Annotated in this window: 21 protein-coding genes; 6 read left to right on the top strand and 15 right to left on the bottom strand. The window is 62.2% G+C overall.

What is annotated here, in order from left to right:
• Nucleotides 1–8 precede the first annotated feature (8 nt).
• Nucleotides 9–728: a 16S rRNA (uracil(1498)-N(3))-methyltransferase gene (locus tag CQ002_RS02610; protein ID WP_034109887.1), complete on the top strand. Its 720-nt coding sequence runs from the start codon at nt 9–11 to the stop codon at nt 726–728.
• 295 nt (nt 729–1023) lie between these two features.
• Here CQ002_RS02610 and CQ002_RS02605 read toward each other — a convergent pair whose 3' ends face one another.
• Genes CQ002_RS02605 through CQ002_RS02595 form a run of 3 tightly spaced genes read right to left on the bottom strand, consistent with a single transcriptional unit; the run spans nt 1024 to nt 3552 of the window.
• Complete coding sequence (locus CQ002_RS02605; RefSeq protein WP_034109889.1) at nt 1024–1926, bottom strand: transporter substrate-binding domain-containing protein; 903 nt, start codon at nt 1924–1926, stop codon at nt 1024–1026.
• A gap of 24 nt (nt 1927–1950) precedes the next feature.
• Nucleotides 1951–2301 (bottom strand): RidA family protein, encoded by a 351-nt coding sequence (locus CQ002_RS02600; RefSeq protein WP_105162997.1) that lies wholly within the window; start codon nt 2299–2301, stop codon nt 1951–1953.
• A 9-nt stretch (nt 2302–2310) separates the two neighbouring features.
• Entirely contained in the window at nt 2311–3552 is a 1242-nt protein-coding gene (locus tag CQ002_RS02595) for a D-amino acid dehydrogenase (RefSeq protein ID WP_034109893.1), read from the bottom strand.
• A 107-nt stretch (nt 3553–3659) separates the two neighbouring features.
• On the opposite strand from CQ002_RS02595, the gene CQ002_RS02590 reads away from it, so the two are divergent.
• Nucleotides 3660–4562 carry a LysR family transcriptional regulator gene (locus tag CQ002_RS02590; protein ID WP_098467504.1) on the top strand — a complete coding sequence of 301 codons (903 nt, stop codon included), beginning with the start codon at nt 3660–3662 and terminating at the stop codon, nt 4560–4562.
• 52 nt (nt 4563–4614) lie between these two features.
• On the opposite strand, the gene CQ002_RS02585 is transcribed toward CQ002_RS02590, so the two are convergent.
• Nucleotides 4615–5232 carry a hemolysin III family protein gene (locus CQ002_RS02585; protein WP_034109897.1) on the bottom strand — a complete coding sequence of 206 codons (618 nt, stop codon included), beginning with the start codon at nt 5230–5232 and terminating at the stop codon, nt 4615–4617.
• A 154-nt stretch (nt 5233–5386) separates the two neighbouring features.
• On the opposite strand from CQ002_RS02585, the gene CQ002_RS02580 reads away from it, so the two are divergent.
• Genes CQ002_RS02580 through CQ002_RS02570 form a run of 3 tightly spaced genes read left to right on the top strand, consistent with a single transcriptional unit; the run spans nt 5387 to nt 7453 of the window.
• Nucleotides 5387–5953, top strand: a complete 567-nt coding sequence (locus CQ002_RS02580; RefSeq protein WP_105162998.1) for a chromate transporter — start codon at nt 5387–5389, stop codon at nt 5951–5953.
• Complete coding sequence (locus CQ002_RS02575; RefSeq protein ID WP_105162999.1) at nt 5953–6495, top strand: chromate transporter; 543 nt, start codon at nt 5953–5955, stop codon at nt 6493–6495. Before CQ002_RS02580 ends, CQ002_RS02575 begins: the two co-directional genes overlap by 1 nt.
• A 37-nt stretch (nt 6496–6532) precedes the next feature.
• On the top strand, nt 6533–7453 hold the full coding sequence (locus CQ002_RS02570; RefSeq protein ID WP_034109903.1) for a LysR substrate-binding domain-containing protein: 921 nt from the start codon (nt 6533–6535) through the stop codon (nt 7451–7453).
• A gap of 45 nt (nt 7454–7498) precedes the next feature.
• Here CQ002_RS02570 and madM read toward each other — a convergent pair whose 3' ends face one another.
• The 11 genes from madM to CQ002_RS02510 form a co-directional block, all read right to left on the bottom strand.
• Nucleotides 7499–8263 carry a malonate transporter subunit MadM gene (gene madM / locus CQ002_RS02565; protein ID WP_034109906.1) on the bottom strand — a complete coding sequence of 255 codons (765 nt, stop codon included), beginning with the start codon at nt 8261–8263 and terminating at the stop codon, nt 7499–7501.
• A 1-nt stretch (nt 8264) separates the two neighbouring features.
• Nucleotides 8265–8669 (bottom strand): malonate transporter subunit MadL, encoded by a 405-nt coding sequence (gene madL / locus CQ002_RS02560; protein WP_034109908.1) that lies wholly within the window; start codon nt 8667–8669, stop codon nt 8265–8267.
• A 67-nt stretch (nt 8670–8736) separates the two neighbouring features.
• On the bottom strand, nt 8737–9636 hold the full coding sequence (gene mdcH, locus CQ002_RS02555; RefSeq protein WP_105163000.1) for a malonate decarboxylase subunit epsilon: 900 nt from the start codon (nt 9634–9636) through the stop codon (nt 8737–8739).
• Nucleotides 9633–10229 carry a malonate decarboxylase holo-ACP synthase gene (locus CQ002_RS02550; protein WP_105163001.1) on the bottom strand — a complete coding sequence of 199 codons (597 nt, stop codon included), beginning with the start codon at nt 10227–10229 and terminating at the stop codon, nt 9633–9635. Before CQ002_RS02550 ends, mdcH begins: the two co-directional genes overlap by 4 nt.
• Nucleotides 10223–10993, bottom strand: coding sequence for a biotin-independent malonate decarboxylase subunit gamma (mdcE, locus tag CQ002_RS02545; RefSeq protein WP_034109915.1), 771 nt, complete (start codon nt 10991–10993; stop codon nt 10223–10225). The genes CQ002_RS02550 and mdcE overlap by 7 nt, the downstream gene beginning before the upstream one ends.
• The gene (locus tag CQ002_RS02540) at nt 10990–11832 is read right to left on the bottom strand and encodes a biotin-independent malonate decarboxylase subunit beta (protein ID WP_034109918.1); all 843 of its coding nucleotides are present in this window, start codon (nt 11830–11832) and stop codon (nt 10990–10992) included. Before CQ002_RS02540 ends, mdcE begins: the two co-directional genes overlap by 4 nt.
• Complete coding sequence (locus tag CQ002_RS02535; RefSeq protein WP_105163002.1) at nt 11825–12124, bottom strand: malonate decarboxylase subunit delta; 300 nt, start codon at nt 12122–12124, stop codon at nt 11825–11827. The genes CQ002_RS02540 and CQ002_RS02535 overlap by 8 nt, the downstream gene beginning before the upstream one ends.
• Nucleotides 12124–12957 carry a triphosphoribosyl-dephospho-CoA synthase gene (locus CQ002_RS02530; protein WP_105163003.1) on the bottom strand — a complete coding sequence of 278 codons (834 nt, stop codon included), beginning with the start codon at nt 12955–12957 and terminating at the stop codon, nt 12124–12126. Before CQ002_RS02530 ends, CQ002_RS02535 begins: the two co-directional genes overlap by 1 nt.
• Nucleotides 12958–14628, bottom strand: coding sequence for a malonate decarboxylase subunit alpha (mdcA, locus tag CQ002_RS02525; protein ID WP_098467509.1), 1671 nt, complete (start codon nt 14626–14628; stop codon nt 12958–12960). It lies immediately after the preceding gene.
• A gap of 298 nt (nt 14629–14926) precedes the next feature.
• Nucleotides 14927–15166 carry a DUF6124 family protein gene (locus CQ002_RS02520; RefSeq protein ID WP_025857698.1) on the bottom strand — a complete coding sequence of 80 codons (240 nt, stop codon included), beginning with the start codon at nt 15164–15166 and terminating at the stop codon, nt 14927–14929.
• Nucleotides 15167–15892: 726 nt separating this feature from the next.
• Nucleotides 15893–16276 (bottom strand): polymorphic toxin type 44 domain-containing protein, encoded by a 384-nt coding sequence (locus CQ002_RS02510; protein ID WP_080758330.1) that lies wholly within the window; start codon nt 16274–16276, stop codon nt 15893–15895.
• Between the two features lie 295 nt (nt 16277–16571).
• Here CQ002_RS02510 and CQ002_RS02505 point away from each other — a divergent pair, with 295 nt between their 5' ends.
• Nucleotides 16572–16850, top strand: coding sequence for a type II toxin-antitoxin system RelE/ParE family toxin (locus tag CQ002_RS02505; RefSeq protein ID WP_034109928.1), 279 nt, complete (start codon nt 16572–16574; stop codon nt 16848–16850).
• Nucleotides 16851–16859: the final 9 nt, after the last annotated feature.

The raw sequence follows: 16859 nt of genomic DNA, 5'->3' as shown, positions 1-16859 counted from the left end.
GAACAGAAATGAGACTGTCCCGCTTTTTCACCGACACCCCGCTGAGCCTCGGCGACCATGAATTGCCCGAAGCCCAGGCGCATTACATCAGCCGTGTGCTGCGCATGGGCGAAGGCGATGCCGTGCAATTGTTCGATGGCTCCGGCCAGGAATTCCTGGGCAGCTTGCTGGACGTCGGCAAGAAACGCGTTACGGTGCAACTCACGGAAAGCTTTGCGGGCCAGACCGAATCGCCGCTGCACATTCACCTCGGCCAAGGCCTGTCCCGTGGCGAGCGCATGGATTGGGCGATTCAAAAGGCCACCGAGCTGGGCGTCAATGCAATCACGCCGATCTTCAGCGAGCGTTGCGAAGTGCGCCTCAAGGACGAACGCGCCGACAAACGCCTGCTGCACTGGCGCCAGGTGGCGATCAGCGCGTGCGAGCAATGCGGGCGTTCAACGGTGCCGGTGATTCATCCACCGCTGCTATTGGCGGACTGGTTGAAGCAGACCGAGGCAGACCTGAAGCTGGTGCTGCATCCGGTGGCCGAGCCGATGGTCAGCCACGCCAAGCCGTCGAGCCTGGCGTTTCTGATCGGACCTGAGGGTGGGCTGACCGACCCTGAAGTCGAAACCGCCCAGGCCGCCGGCTACCACGCTGCCCGCCTCGGTCCGCGGGTGTTGCGTACCGAGACCGCGCCGGTGGTGGCACTGGCCGTCGCCCAACAATTGTGGGGCGATTTCTAACCCGGCCTTGCCAACCCAATCCACGGTGGGGGCTGCCAAGCGTTGGCGAGGCTGCAAAAGCGGAGTGTCAGGCGCTTAAAATGCAGGCAGTCGCGCAGCCTCGCTGGGGCTCGACAGCTCCCACAGTTGATCTCTGCTGCTGGAATTGCGCTCGCCGGTACTGCCGCTATCCAACCAGCAAAACAGTTCCTTTGTGGGAGCTGGCTCGCCTGCGATGGCGTCGGCCCATTCAACATCACTGTTACCTGGCGCACCGCTATCGCCGGCAAGCCGGCGCCTACAGGTAGGCGGGTCATTACTCCACGGGATCACTCACCGGCTTGGCAATGATCGCCTTCAACTCGCTGGTCATCGGGAACTCCAGGTTCAAGCCCTTCGGCGGAATCGGCTGTTCAAACCAGCGCTGGTAAATCCCATTGATTTCGCCACTGCGGTACAGGTCACCGAGTGTCTCATTGACCACCGCGAGAAACTGCGGGTCGTCCTTGCGCACCATGCAGCTGTAGATCTCCCGCGACTGCTCCTCGCCCACCACCCCCCACTTATGCGGGTCCTTGGCCTTGGCGCGCTCGCCGTAGAGCAACGCATCGTCCATGTAGAACGCCGCCGCGCGACCGGTCTCGAGCATCTTGAACGCCTCACCATGATCCTTGGCGCTGATCACGAACATATTGGCCTTGTGCTCGGCGTTGTAGCTCTTCAGGAACCGCTCGTTGGTGGTGCCGGCGGTGGTCACCACGTTCTTGCCCGCAAGGTCGGCGAACCCTTTGATGCCGCTGTCCTTGGCCGTCAACAACTGGCCCTTCACGTAGATAAACCCGTAGGAGAACGCCACCTGCTTCTGTCGCTCCGCGGTGACCCCGGTAGAGCCGCACTCCAGGTCGACGGTGCCGTTCTGCACCAGCGGGATGCGGGTCTGCGAAGTCACCAGGTTGTACTTCACAGTAAGGTTGGCCAGCCCGGTTTTCTGCTGGACACGCTCGACAATCTTGCTCGCCAGGTCCACCGAATAACCCATGGGCTTGCCGCTGTTGTCACCCACATACGAAAACGGCACCGATGCATCGCGATAGCCCAGGGTGATGGACTTGGCGGTGGTGATCTTTTCCAGCGTAGCGCCCAGCGAGGCGTCATTCGCCTGGACCTGTGCGCCAAACAAAAGCCCCAGGGTACAGCCGGTCAACAGGATTCTTTTCATTGTTATGCTCCGTTGGTCTTTGAGTTATTTACGTACCGCTATCACGCTGATTTCCACCAGCACACTCGGCCGCGCCAGCTCGGCTTGCAGGGTGGTGCGCGTTGGCGCCATGCCCGGCGACAGCCACGCGGACCACACCGCGTTCATCGGTGCAAACCCGCTGCCGATGTCCTTAAGGTAAATGGTGGCGTTGAGCAGGTGATCCTTGTCACTGCCGGCCTGGGCCAGCAACGCATCGATCCTGGCCAGCACTTCGCGGGTCTGGCTCGCCACGTCCTGGCCGTCACCCGGCACCTGGCCCGAGAGAAACACCAGGTCCTTGAAGGTCACGGCACCCGAGAGACGTTCGTTGCTGCTGATACGGTTGGTCGTCATGGGGCATCCTCAGGCGGCGCGGGGCGACAGGCCCTGCATATCAATGGAAGGAACGTGTTGGCCGATCAGTTCGGCCAACACTTGGCCGCTGCCACACGCCAGGGTAAACCCAAGGGCACCGTGGCCCAGGTTCAGCCACAGGTTGCGATAGGCGCTGGCACCAATCAGCGGCACGCCGGTTGGCGTGGCGGGGCGCATGCCGGCCCATTCCACCGCATGGGCGTAGTCGCCGGCTGCAGGAAATGTCTCGATAGCCTGGCGTTTCATCAGCCCCAGGCGCTTGGGTTCAAGGTTGGCATCAAAGCCGACAATATCCACCATCGCCGCTACCCGCAGTTGTTCACCGATGCGCGCATAGACGATCTTGCGGTCATAGTCAGTGATGCTGATCTCGGGCGCCCGATGCTGCTCGCCAATGGGCACACTCAGGCTGTAGCCCTTCAGCGGATACAGTGGCAGTGACAACCCCGGCAAGGCCAGCTCGGCACTGCGATGCCCGGCCGCCAACACCAGGTGGTCCACCGGCATCACCTCAGCGCCGATCTCGATGGCCTGCACTGCACCGTCCGCGTGGCGGATCCCGGTCACTTTGCGCCCCAGCCAAAACGTGCAGCGCCCGGAAGCTTCGAGCCGGGCGGCCAAGCGCTGGCAAAAGCCATGGCAATCTGCAACTTCCTCATTCGGCGTGTAGATCCCCCCGACAAACCCACCCCCCGCCAGCGACGGCTCCAGGCGTGCGCAGTCGGCTGCCGACAGGACCTGTTGCTGCAGGATATTGGTGACCTTGCTGCGCGCATGCTCGAAGGTGCCGGCAGTGCGAAAGGTGACCAGCTTGCCGTTGCGCCGCCAGTCGAAGCCGTCCAGGTGATCGTCGTGACGCCATTGCTGCAAGGTGTCCTGGCTCAGGGAAGCCAGGCGCAGCAGGTGAGCGGTATTGCTCTGGTTCACCGAGCCACGGCAGGCGCCGAGGAAGGCCGCCATCCAGCGCCATTGCTGCGGGTCGAGACGCGGGCGCAGCTTCAATGGGGAATCGCCGCGCAACAGCCAGCCAATCGCTTGCAACGGCACGCCGGCATCCGCCAATGGCGCCACATAGCGGTAGGACAATTGCCCGCCATTGGCGAAACTGGTTTCGCTGCCCAGGCTGTCGCGCGCGTCGATCACCGTGACCTCATGGCCTGCGCGTACCAACGCGTAGGCACTGGCCAAGCCGATAACCCCACCGCCAATGATGCAAACCTGCCTGGCCATCCCAGCCTCCAGCCGTTGATTAAGAGAACTCAAGCCTAGGGGCAGGTGACAGGCCACCGACAATGAATAAAGATGGGCCACCTATAAACAAAGGTTATGGACTTGCCATGCGCTTGCGTCATATCGAGATCTTCCAGGCCATCCGCCAGACCGGCTCCGTCAGCGCCGCCGCGCAGTTGCTGCATGTGTCGCAACCGGCAGTCACCAAGGTGTTGCAGCACGCCGAATTGCAGCTGGGCTTCCCCCTGTTTCTACGCGTGCGCGGCAAGTTGCAGCCCACGCCGGAAGCCCTGGCGCTGGAAAGCGAAGTCGAGAAAGTCACCGAAAGCCTGCAAGGCGTACGACGCCTGGCCAAGAGCCTGCGCCGCGCCCCGGGCCAGAGTGTGCGCATCGGCGCGATCCCGGCGCTGGCCCTGTCGCTGTTGCCACCGGCGGTGCTGGAGTGGAAGCGCGACTACCCGGACATGGCCTGCGAACTGTCCAGCGACCACAGCCGCGAACTGGTGCAGAAGCTGCTGATGCGTGAGATCGACCTGGCGCTGACCCTCAACTTCTCCGGTCATCCGGGGTTGACCACCCAGGTGTTGGCCAACGGTGTGTTGGTGGCGTTGGCGTCCAAAGGCTATTGGTCGGACGCCGAATCGAGCAAACCCTTGCCCTTGGTGGACCTGGCGGGAGCGCCGCTGATCGGCCTTTCCAGCGCCGATCCGCTGGCGGCGAAACTCGACAGCTACCTGGAAAACGTCGACCCGCCACCCAGGGTGACAATCTCGGTACAAACCTATTCACTGGCCCGTGCAATGGTGGAGTCCGGTGCGGGCCTTACAGTGATCGACCCCTTCACCGCCCTCGGTGCGTCGACCGCCACCACCTGCATCCGCCCCCTCACCCCGCCGCTGCCGATCACCCTGTACGCCTTGACCCGCGCCGATGAGCCGCCACCGCATATGCTGGCCAACTTGCTGGAGATCTTCGGCAACCGCGCCCGCGAACTGCTGGAGCGCTTGTAGTAATACGCGCCCAAAACCACTGGAGATCCACACGTTCCAAACGCATTGTCCGTTACAGGACGTAGTGCATGATCGCCACAAAGTGCAGCAGGCTGCCGCCAATCACGAACAAGTGCCAGATCCCATGGGAATGGCGCAGGCGGTCCTCCAGGGCAAAAAAGATGATGCCGACGGTGTACAGCACCCCGCCTGCGGCCAACCACACAAACCCTGCCGTGCCCAGCGCGGCGATCAGCGGCTTGACCGCCACCAGCACGATCCAGCCCATCACCGCGTAGATCACGATCGACAGGATTCGCGCCTCGGAGCGCGGCTTGATCTCCTGCAGGATGCCGATCACCGCCAGCCCCCAGACGATGCCGAACAAGGTCCAGCCCCACGGCCCTCTCAAGGTCACCAGGCAAAACGGCGTGTAGCTGCCCGCGATCAACAGGTAGATCGAAAAGTGATCAACCTTTTGCATGATCTCTTTTCTGCGCCCCTGCACGCTGTGGTACACGGTGGACGCGCTGTACAGCACCATCAGCGTAAAGCCATAAATCGCCACGCTGACAATCTTCCAGGGGCTGCCGTCCAGGCTCGCCACCACCAACATCCACACTGCGCCAATACAGGCCGCAACCGCCCCGAGCAAATGGCTCCAGGCATTGAATCGTTCCCCGTGATACATGTGTCACTCACCTCGAATAACCGTTATCACCTTGAGCATTCTGACGCCACTCGCTCACTATCAGGTAACAACCTTTCTTCATTTGCCCAACGACCACTGCCCATTGGATGATTCACGCTATCCCTGCACCTGCCTCAATCCACCGGTATCGACCATGCCCGAGCCTGAACCCGACACGCCGCAACCCAGTCTCTGGCAGTTGTTTTACAACTTTGCCATGGTCGGCGTGTTCGGCTTTGGCGGCGTGATGCCCTGGGCGCGGCAAATGATGGTCGACCGCAGGCGTTGGGTCAGCGAACAGGCGTTCAACGAACTGCTGACCACCGGCCAGTTCTTCCCCGGGCCCAACATTGCCAACGTCGGCATCATCTACGGCCGACGCCTGCATGGCTTGCCAGGTGCGATTGTGACCGTTTGCGGGCTGTACCTGTTCCCCTCGCTGATCACCGTGCTCGCCGGTTTTGCCTATACCACGTGGTGGCGCCATGAGGTGGTGCAGCAGATTTTCGGCGCGGTCATGCCGATTGCCACCGGCCTGATTCTCGGCACCACCCTGCGCCTGCTCAAGGCCATGCCCAGGACTGTCGCCAACTACGTCGCGTTCCTGATGACTTTCGTGTTGATGGCGATCCTGGTGCTGCCGCTGTGGATGGTGCTGTTGATCTGCATCCCCAGCTCACTGGCGCTGGGTTTCATCGACACCCGCCAGGCGGCCCGCTGATGCAAGCCACCCTCCTGCACCTGATGCTCCAGTGCGCGCTGTGGTCGCTGATGTCGATTGGCGGCAACATGGTTGCCGTCGGCGATATCCACCGCTACTCCGTCAACGACATGCACTGGCTGACCGACGCACAATTCGTCGCGTTCTTCGCCCTGTCCCAGGCCCTGCCCGGTCCCAACGGCATGCTGCTGGTGTTCATCGGCCAGCAAGCCGCCGGGCTGCCCGGCGCGCTGGTCGCACTGCTGGCCAAGCTGGTGCCGTGCTCGGTGCTCACTTACGTCGGCGCGGGCTGGCTGGAGCGCCATACCGAGACGCCGTGGGTGCAGCGCGTCAAACGTAGCCTGCTGCCGATTTCCATCGGCCTGATCCTCGCCGCCAGCTACATCCTCGTGAACAGCCTGCAAAGCAATGTCACCAGCCTGGTGCTGACCCTGGGCAGCGCCGCCGTGGTGTATTACACGCGAGTGAATGCGATCTGGCTGATCGTCCTCGGCGTGCTGCTGGGACTGTGCAGTGCATGGCTGGGAGTGAACGGGTTTTAGGGGCACAATCGACGGCATTCGAACAAGAGCCACCGCCATGCTGATCGACGAAGAGTTCACCCTCAAGAAACTGGAAGTCTTCCTGGCGTTCATGCGCACCGGCAACCTGGCCCGCGCCGCCGCCGAGCTGCAAACCAGCAACGTCAGCGTGCATCGCGCCATCCACTCGTTGGAAAACGCCCTGCGCTGCCCGCTGTTCAAACATGAAGGGCGCAACCTCACCCCTTTGGAAAGCGCCTACGTATTGGAAGAGCGCGCCCAGAAGCTGATTGCCGATGTGGTCGACAGCGTACGCCTCACCCGCGAAGCGGCCGGGTTCTCCGCCGAACGCTTCAAGCTGGGCTCGCTGTATTCGCTGACCGTGAAGACCGTGCCGCAACTGATCATGGGCCTGAAGATCCGCCGCAGCGAGCTCAATATCGACCTGATCATGGGCTCCAACTTCGACTTGATCTACAAGCTCAAGAACATGGAAGTGGACGCCATCCTCATCTCCCTCGATGAGCACGCCAACGACCCCGACTGCGAACAGATCGCGCTGTTCTCCGACGATATCTTCCTCGCCACCCCGGCCGACTCCCCCTTCGACCGCGAGCGTGAGATCGACCTTGCCGACGTGCGCGACGCGACCTTCATCACCCTCACCCAAGGCTTCGCCACGCACCAGGACGGCAATCGCGTATTCAAGCAGGCGGGGTTCGAGCCGAAGGTGGCGATGCAGGTCAATGACATCTTCACGCTGCTGAGCATGGTCAGTTCAGGCGTAGGTTATGCGTTGCTGCCGGGGCGGATTGCGGCGGTGTATGAGAACCGCGTGAAGCTGATACCGCTGCAACCCAGGTACCGGTTGCAGCAGCATATTGGCGTGGTGTTCCTGAAGGCCAAGGAGCGTGACCCGAACTTGCTGGCGTTGTTGGCGGAGTGCCGGATGTATGCCAATCGCCAAGCGACAGCCTGACACACCACGTTCGCGAGCCAGGCCAGACAACCCTGTATCGGCGGGTTAACCGACCAACCCGCGCACGATGAAATAGAGCAACGAAGGCCCGAGCAAGCAACCCAACCCGGTGTGGAACGTCGCCGTCAGCGCGCCATACGGCACCAACCGCCGATCTGTCGCAGCCAAGCCAGCGGTCACGCCGCTCACCGTGCCGGCCAACCCGCCAAACACCATCGCCGAACGCGGGTTATCCAAGCCCATCCAACGCGCCGCCACAGGCGTACCCACCATCACCAGAATCGCCTTGATCAACCCGGTGGCAATCGACAGCGCCATCACGTCCGAGGTCGCGCCAATCGCCGCGCCGGTCACCGGGCCGACGATGTAGGTCACGGCTCCCGCGCCAATGGTGGTCATGCTGATCGCATCGCGATAACCAAAAGCCCAGGCCATGCTGGCACCGACGATAAACGGCAGGATCGTGCCCAGCAGCAACGCGATCACACCGATCATCCCGGCCTTGCGCGCCTCGGTGGCTTGCACTTCGAACGCCGTGGCAACGATGGCAAAGTCGCGCAGCATCGCACCGCCCATCAGGCCGATGCCGGAGAACAACGCCAGGTCCGCCAGGCCTTTCTGGCCGCCCGTGATCGTGCCGCCGACCCAGGCCAGGACCAGGCCGATGACGATGGCAATCGCCGAGCCATGGATGCGCCCGAAGGTCAGGCGCTTGGACAGCACCACGGAAATCCACATGACCACGCCAACGAAGGCAAACGCGGTGACCAGGCCGTTATGTTCCAATCCTTTTTCAATGAGATCCCACATATCAGCGACCTCCCGCTGGCGCGATCAACGGCTCTTCATCGGGCAGTGGTTCACCCTTGTGAGTGCGGCTGATCAGGGCGATGGTGCAACCACACACCACCACCGAACCAATCGCCGCGAGCACCGCTACCGGGCCGCCATGCAGGGCCGTGACCACGTTCTGTTGCGCGGCCATCGCCACCACCACGGGGATGTACATGGCGCCCCAGAAGCCGACGCCCATTTCGCAATCCTTGGTCATGCCACCGCGTTTTTGCATCCACAGACGGGCGCAGATCAGCAGGATCATCGCGATCCCCACCCCGCCCACGTTGGATTTGACGCCGAGCAACACACCGAGCATGTCGCCCATGATCACGCCCGCGAGCGTGCAGATCGCCAGCAATGCCACACCGTAGATAATCATTGTTGTTGTCCTCAAAGTGCTCGATCGAAATTGTTGTTTTTGTGCTTCGAAAGCCTTGGGTGATGCTTTATCGGTGGCGGCGTTCCTCCTCTTGCAGCAGGGCCTGCAGGGTGTCCAGGCGTGCGCCTTCGCAGGCGATCACGGTGCCTTGTTCGAACACCCGGCGTGACAGTCCGGTGAGCACGGCGCCCGGTGGCAGTTCGATCTGCAGGCGCACCCCGCGCTCGTAGGCGCTCTGCACGGTGCCGCGCCAGTCGACGACACGGCACATGTTGAAGGCCAGGTCGTCGCGCAATTGCTCGGGGTTGTGGATCGGCCGCGCACGGGTGCTGCTCAGGTAGGTGATGCGCGGCGCCTTGAGCGGCACGAAGGCTTGCGCCAGGGCCTGGGCCGGTTGCGCCAGCAGTGCGCAATGGGACGGCACGCTGACGGCCAGGCGCTTGGCGACGCCGCTGCCTTTCACACCGTTGGCGACACGTTTCATGGCCTCGTCGCTGCCGGCAATGACGGTCTGGTTGTCGGCGTTGATATTGGCCAGGTAGACCGGGGTGTCAGGGCTGTGGATTTGCGCCAGTAACCGTTCGACGGTGGATAACTCCGGGCCGATGATCGCGGTCATGCCGTAGCCCTGTGGATAAGCGTTTTGCATCAGCTCGCCGCGTAGGCTGACGAGCCTGAGGGCGTCCTCAAAGCTCAGCGCGCCCGCGATCACCGCCGCCGGGTAGGCACCGATGGACAGCCCCGCGACGTAATCCGGGGCGTGTTGCAGCAGGCGAGCGTGGGCCACACCGGCGATCAACAGGCACAGTTGTACCGCGCGGGTATTCGCCAGGGCCTCAGCCGAGTCCAATGCACGAACATCTTCACCCAGCGCAGCGCTGGCCTGGTCCAAGACGTCGGCTGGCAATGCCTGGAGCATGCCCGGCCGTTGGGCGCCCTGCCCCGGGAACACCAGGAGGCTGCTCATGCCACGGCCTGCCAGGGGTCAATCACGAGGTGTGCGCCGCGGGCGGTCTTGAGCAGCACGCGGCGTGATCCACTCGCCCATTCGCGCAAGGCCACAGCGCCAAACGGGGTTTGCAACTGCAGGTCTACGGCGCACGGTGCGGTGTTCACTAGCGCCAGCAAGTCTTCGGCCTCACCACGCTCCAGGCGCTCGGGCGTGCGCAGGATCAGATCCAGATCGCTCTGGGCGTGCAGTGCTTGAATCCCACTCGCCAACTCGAAGCCCGCACTGCCTGTGACGCCCCAGGTCTGCGGCGCCAACATCGGCCGCAGCAGGTTGAGTGCCCGTAACGCCAGTAAATCGCGCGGCGAGACAACGTCGCGCAAGGCTTCCGGGGTGACACGTCGCTGGACCGCCGAAACGGGCATCTGCGCCGCCAACCGCTGTTCCCGCAAGCGCCCGCGCACGCCGACCGCCACATAGCCCGGCTCGGTGATAGCGCGACGCACCACAACCGGATGGCCGGCGCCAATCGCCTCCACCGCCCAGGCCGGAGCCTCGGCGGGCAGATGCGCCGGGGTCATGCCCCAGAGCAAGTCGTGGGCGTTCACCATTGCTCCCGCAGCAACTGGCGCACGTGGCTGGAGGCTGCTCGATTGGTCGCGCCCAGGCGGCCATTCAAATCGGTGCTGCCGATATCCTTGATCGCGTGCACCAGGCAATCGCCGACCCGTACCACGTCCTCTGCCGTGGGCTGTTCAATCTGGCTGACCGACAAGGTCTCCCAAAGCAGGCCGAGGCTGGCATAACTGTCGATGTCATAGGCCATGGGTGGCACGCTGGCGGCCAGGGCTTCCAGCTCTTCGACACTGCGCAGGGTCACCCGCGCGGCCGAGGCCTTGCCCATCGCATGCACCATCACGCCGGGGTCGCGCAGGGCGATCAGGCGGTTGGCCTGGTAACCGTGGGCGAGGAACGCACCGGACATGGCCTTGCCGACCAGCAACGCGATCACCGGGTGCCCGGCCAGTCGGGCGCGGGCATAGCTGTCGGCGGCGGCGGCCAGTGCCTGGTGGATACCGAGGGCCTCTTCGCGACGGCCGTAGGCTTGGCTCGGCACATCGACGATGGCGATGATAGGGCGTTTGTCACCTCGGGCGATGGCTTCATCGACGGCCTTGGCCAGGCCCCAGCCTTCAAGCAAGCCGACTTCGCCAGTGCGCGCACGCGGGAACCGATTGTGCGCGTCGGTGACCACGGCGATGAAACGCACGGCCTGCTCGCCCAACAGGCCGTCAGCCACTTTCAGGGAGTTCGGCAAACCCTCGACGAGCGTCGCGCCGGCGCTCAACGCGTTGAACCACTGCAAACCTCTCATGGTTGTTCTCCTTGATACAGCTCGCGCACCGTCGCCGGGTCGATCTGTGCCGTGGCATCCAGTTCGGCCAGGCGCGCCAGGTAGTACTCGGCCCGACGGCTGCGTTGTTGGGCAGGCAAGCCTTGTTGCAACAATGCGCTGACGGTCTGTTGTATCTCGGCCACGTCGTCCGCCACATAACGGTCGGCCAAGCCGCTGTTGAAGCGTTGCTCACCGCCCGTGAGGCTCCAGATAAAAGGCCGGTCGCGGGAGTCGTATTCTTCCAGGCCGGCCTCCTGTTCGATCACCTGCGGGCCATTCAGGCCCAGGCGTGCTTCGCGAGTGACCACCAGGTAACTGCACAGCCCGGCCGCAATGGACATGCCGCCAAAGCAACCGACACTGCCGGCCACCACGCCGATCACCGGCTGGTACTGGCGCAGGTCGACGATCGCCGCGTGGATATCAGCGATGGCCGCCAGACCGAGGTTGGCTTCCTGCAGGCGCACGCCACCGGTTTCCAGCAGCAATACCGCACGCGTGGGAATGCCTTTGCGATTGTCTTCGGCGGCCAGTTCCAGTGCGCCAGCGATCTTGGCGCCGCCCACTTCACCGAGGCTACCGCCTTGGAAATTGCCTTCGATGGCGGCAATGACCACCGGTTTTCCACCGATGCTGCCCTTGGCGATCACCACGCCGTCATCGGCCTGCGGCACCACGCCTTGGCGGCTGAGCCACGGCGACATGACGCGCTGGAACGGGTCGATCAATTCGCGGTAGGTGCCTGCCTCCAATAAGGCCTTGGCGCGCTGCCGAGCGCCCAGTTCAACGAAGCTGTGTTTGGCGAGCAAGTCAGTCATGGCCGATCTCCTCGAAACCCTGCTCCAGGCGCAAGCGCACCACGCCAGGGGTGGCGCCGAAGTCATGGATCTCAATCTTCAATGCCGGTGGGGTGTGCTCCTGGAAGATCCGCTCGAACAGATGCTGCCAACGTTGCTCGGCGCCATTCACCGAGGTCTGCACCTGGATGGTCAGGGTACCCGGCGTGCCGGGTTCCAGCAGTACTTCCAAGTCGCCAGAGCCCACGCAACCCACCAACGCACGGCCTTTTGGTGGCTGCCCGGCGGGGAATTCAAAAGATAAGGTTTGCATCAAAACGCTCCATCGAGGCGGTCGATAAACAGGCAGGCGGCCAACAGGTCGGCGGCGCCACCGGGGGAGGCATTCAGGGCCAGCAGTTGGAGGTCCAGTTCGTGCAGTTGGCGGCGACCGGCCAAGGTTGCGCTGCCGCCAGCGTCCAGTACCGCTTGGGCGCCTGTTTGCATGGCGTGAAGGCCTTCGGGACCAGCGCGGTAGAGCACGCAGGTGTCGCCAAGGTCCGTCATGATCGCGAGCAAGGCATCCAGGCGCGCGTTCTGTTCGCCGGCATTTTGCTGGCGGCTTCGGTGCAGCTGCGGCAAGCCGCGTTGCACCACGGACGGGAAGCCCAACTGCGCTTCTTCACGAGCGCCGCGTGCGCCGTAACGTTGGGCGACTTGAGCACCGTGGCTCATGGGCTGGGGGGCATAGCGGTCGTTGAGCAGGGCCAGTTTGGCCGCCGTCAGCGTGACAGCACGTGGCGCCAGGACGGCAGCGGCGGTGAGCAAACCAAGGGCCCAGATCGCGCCGCGATGGGTATTCACGCCGTGGGTAGTGGTGAGCATCGCTTGTTCACCCTCGCGGCCAATACGCCCGAGGGCTTCGCGCAGGGGCAAGCCGACTTCGCCGAATTCAATCGCCGCCTCGGCCATTTCCTTGAACATCGGCCACAGCGACAGCGCCGAGGCATGCATCAGGCCCAGGTGCAAATCGCTGTGGGCGCCGTTGCCACGCCGGTCCACCAAGGCAGGTTTGGGCGACAGGTCCGCCTCATCGATCAGCGCATCGACGGCGCTATCGGCCAGGCGATCCGCAAGGCTGAGTTCGTGCAGTTTAAGAGCGCGCATTTACCAACTCCTGAACTTGGCGGGCGGGTTGTACAAGCCACCGGACCACTCCACCAGGTCGGCGACGCTCTTGGCGGCCAACAGCTCGCGGGTGGCGTCAGTGCGGCGGATGCCCAAGTCTTCGGGCAAGGCGATCAAGCCTTCGCGGCGCATGCGCGCGGTGTCCTTGGGGTTGTGGCGCATGCCAATGGCCGTGACGCCCGCGACAGCCGCGATCATCGCCTGGCGCTCTTCGAGGGAGCGCGCCTTGTACAGGTAGGCGATACCTTCTTCGGTGAGCAGGTGGGTAACGTCATCGCCGTAGATCATGATCGGCGCCAGGGGCATGCCGCTTTTGCGCGCGACTTCCACGGCGTCGAGGGTGTCGACAAACGTGGGTTTGCCGCCTTCCTGGAAGGTTTCGACCATTTGCACCACCAGTTTTTTGCCGCGCTCCAGCAACGCTTGCGGGGCATCGTCGTGGCGCATATCCAACCACGCAGGCGTGCCATGCCGGCGACCGCGCGGGTCATGCCCCATGTTCGGGGCGCCACCAAAACCGGCGAGGCGGCCACGGGTCACCGTGGAGGAATGCCCGTCGCCGTCGACTTGCAGGGTCGCGCCGATAAACAGGTCCACCGCGTACTGGCCGGCGAGTTGGCAGAACATCCGGTTGGAGCGCATCGAGCCGTCGCGGCCGGTGAAGAACACATCCGGCCGTGCGGCGATGTAGTGCTCCATGCCCAGTTCGGTGCCAAAGCAATGCACGCTTTCGACCCAGCCGCTTTCAATCGCGGGGATCAGCGTGGGGTGCGGGTTGAGGGTCCAGTTGCGGCAGATCTTGCCCTTGAGGCCCAGCGATTCGCCGTAGGTGGGCAGGATCAGCTCGATGGCGGCGGTGTTGAAGCCGATGCCGTGGTTGAGCGACTGCACATTGTGTTTTTCGTAGATGCCACGGATCGCCATCATCGCCATCAGCACGTGCACCGGCTTGATGTGGCGCGGGTCGCGGGTGAACAGCGGCTCGATGTAGAACGGCTTGTCGGCCACCACCACGAAATCCACCCAACTGGCGGGGATGTCGACGCGGGGCAAATCGGTGACGTCGTCCACCAACTGGTTGACCTGCACGATCACGATGCCATCGCTGAACGCGGCAGGCTCGATCAGCGCCGGAGTGTCTTCTGTACTGGCGCCGGTGTAGATATTGCCCGCACGGTCGGCCATGAACCCGGCGGAGAGCACCACGCTGGGGATCAGGTCCACCACCAGCCGGGCATAGAGTTCGATATAGGTGTGGATCGCGCCGATTTCCAGCAGGCCATCTTCGAGCAACTGGCTGATGCGCAGGGATTGGGTGCCGGCGAACGAGAAGTCCAGCTTGCGTGCGATGCCTTTTTCAAACAGGTCCAGGTGCTCGGAACGGCCGACACTGGGCATGATCATGTGCAAATCGTGAAGCTTGGCCGGGTCGGCCTTGGCCAGGGAGCGCGAGAGGAAATCCGCCTGCTTCTGGTTATTGCCCTCCAGCACCACGCGGTCGCCAGGGAGGATCAGCGCCTCCAGTGCCTCGACAATCCTGTCGCTGGGCAACACCGCTCCGTCTGCGTATTTTTTGACCAGCTCGAGGCGCCGCTGCTTCTCGTCGCGCCGCCGCGTCCAGCGCGAGTCGGGGGTGATGGTGGTTGTCATGGTCGCTCCACGGGTTTGCTGTCGTGGGGCTTACCTTAGGAGTGAATGAGAGGGCCATCAATCAAGCTGGGCGGTGGATCGTTACGGCTGGAGTAACGAAGCCCCTGTGAATGCTGAACGTGAGCCTGATGCACATCAAAATGTGGGAGCTGGCTTGCCTGCGATAGCGGTGGGTCATCTGGCGATAAGTCGACTGGTACTCCGCCATCGCAGGCAAGCCAGCTCCCACATTTGATCGATGGTGCTTGTTAAATAGCGGTCCCAATCAGGGAACGATCAGTCCCTGTTTGGGACCGTTTCAAGAGGCTGGCGATGGGCTGACTTGCTCCAATGCTCTATCGACCAACAACTGACCCAACTCTGCCATTTGCTGAATCCCGAGCATGATCGCGCGCTGGGAGGTGTCCAGGTCGAAGGCGAGATTGCAGGTGAGTGCGTTAAGGGAAGACAGGGTTTCGCTGGCGTTGACCAGCAGGGTTTCGGTGTTTTCGTGCGGGTTTACGGTGAAGAGCGGCGGATTGGGGGTAGGTTTGACCATGATGAAGCTCCTAAACAGTGAGTAAGGAGCGCCACCGTTCGCTTGCACGCGAATGAGGGTGGCGACCGTGCGCAGGTGTGCAAGACCGGGCCTGTTTAGGACACCCAGCAGGTCCGAAGACCTCCTGCGCGCAGCCGCCATAAAGCAGCGAGCACAAAAAACGCCCGTTGGATGGCTGGGCGTTTGTACGCCTAAACAGTTTCGTCGGACTTGCACGTCCGTGTCACCGTTTTTTGCGATGACAGAACGAAGACTAGGCGCGCTGACGGCACGCGACAAGTTCATGCACAGCCCAAAATCTTGCAGGAAAAATCCGAGAGCCTGCCGACCTATAACCTCATGTCTAGTCTCACAGCCCCTAAACCTTCGAGCGGGTAACTACGGTACTCATAAACCTCACCTCGAACAGTGAGGCGGATAAGGCCCCCCTGCCGGGTAACTTGAACATCCGGCTCTTTGGTTTTCAGAAAAGGGTGTGCCGACACCAATGTCGTGAGTATTTCCCGATCATTCCCCAGATCCTTGTGGACGTAGTACAGGTAGGAAAAGCCCACCGTAGCGCCACCCTGATTGTTTCGCGCACCGTAAATGGAGCTCCCGTTATTCAGGGAATACTTGAGCACAACCTCATCCAATTCCGGTGGACCTGGGCTCATCAACCAACCAACACCCAAGTACCCAAGACACACCACCAGCAGCCCATTAAACAAGCCCTGGACCGGCCACTTAATACCCTTGAGCTCTGGCATATTCGATACCCTCCTTGATCCAATGCTGGTCACTGTGATCATCACCATACGGCGCATCGCCCCACCAGTCTCCGAACTCCGCCCGAGAAGTCCCTGCTGCCTTTTGCGCCGCACCAGCCGCTCTCAACAGCACACTCTCCGGAATACCCAGCACAATGCCGGTAACGCCGTAGTTGAAGTTACCGAACGCCTCGTACTCACGGCTTTTCTGTTTGTAATCCCAAGGGCCACGCCCCCGAACCTGTGAGTAAAACCACGAATAGGCGAAGGCCGAACCAGGCTTCAAATGCATCCTGCGGTTGTTGGCCAAGGCGATATTGTCTTGCAGCGAAACGCCCGAAGGTATGGGAGGGGCGGCCATTTGCGAATCCTTGCTGATGGGGTTGAGCGATGAAAACTAGCACTCAAAAATCAGTAAAAATACGAAGGTGAGACTTACAGAAATTTCAGACACGCTATCAGTCCGAGCCCTACCTACGATTGTCGTCCCGACAAGCAACAAGGAATGTTCTGACAGCGTTTTCAGGTCGTTGCTCGGAACCTGTGTCTCTAGCCTTTCCGCTCCGAATCGTTCCGCGGACAGACATCATGAAGCCGACCGTTAAAACCGATGCAAGGCCATTACAGAGCGTGATGTATCACATCACAATCGCGCCATGATCGTCAGCCGGAAACACAAAGGTCTCAGGGTCTTCTATGAGACAGGCTCGACCAGTGGAATCAACGCAAATCATGCAAAGCGCTTACGCCGCGTTCTGTTCATTCTGGACAAAGCCGAACGTCCAGATGCACTGAACTTGCCTGGTTGGCGTTTCCATCGGTTGAATGGCGACCTGATCGACTATTGGCCTGTCAGCATTAGTGGTAACTGGCGCATCATTTTTCGGATGTTCGACGACCAAGTCGAACTGGTTGATTATCTTGATTACCACTGAGTAGAGGTA

This window comes from Pseudomonas sp. MYb13, assembly GCF_002980075.1.
In the GTDB taxonomy this organism is placed as follows: Bacteria; Pseudomonadota; Gammaproteobacteria; order Pseudomonadales; family Pseudomonadaceae; genus Aquipseudomonas; species Aquipseudomonas lurida.
The sequence above is the reverse complement of the archived record's forward strand: the minus strand, read 5'-3'. Positions and strand labels throughout refer to the sequence as shown.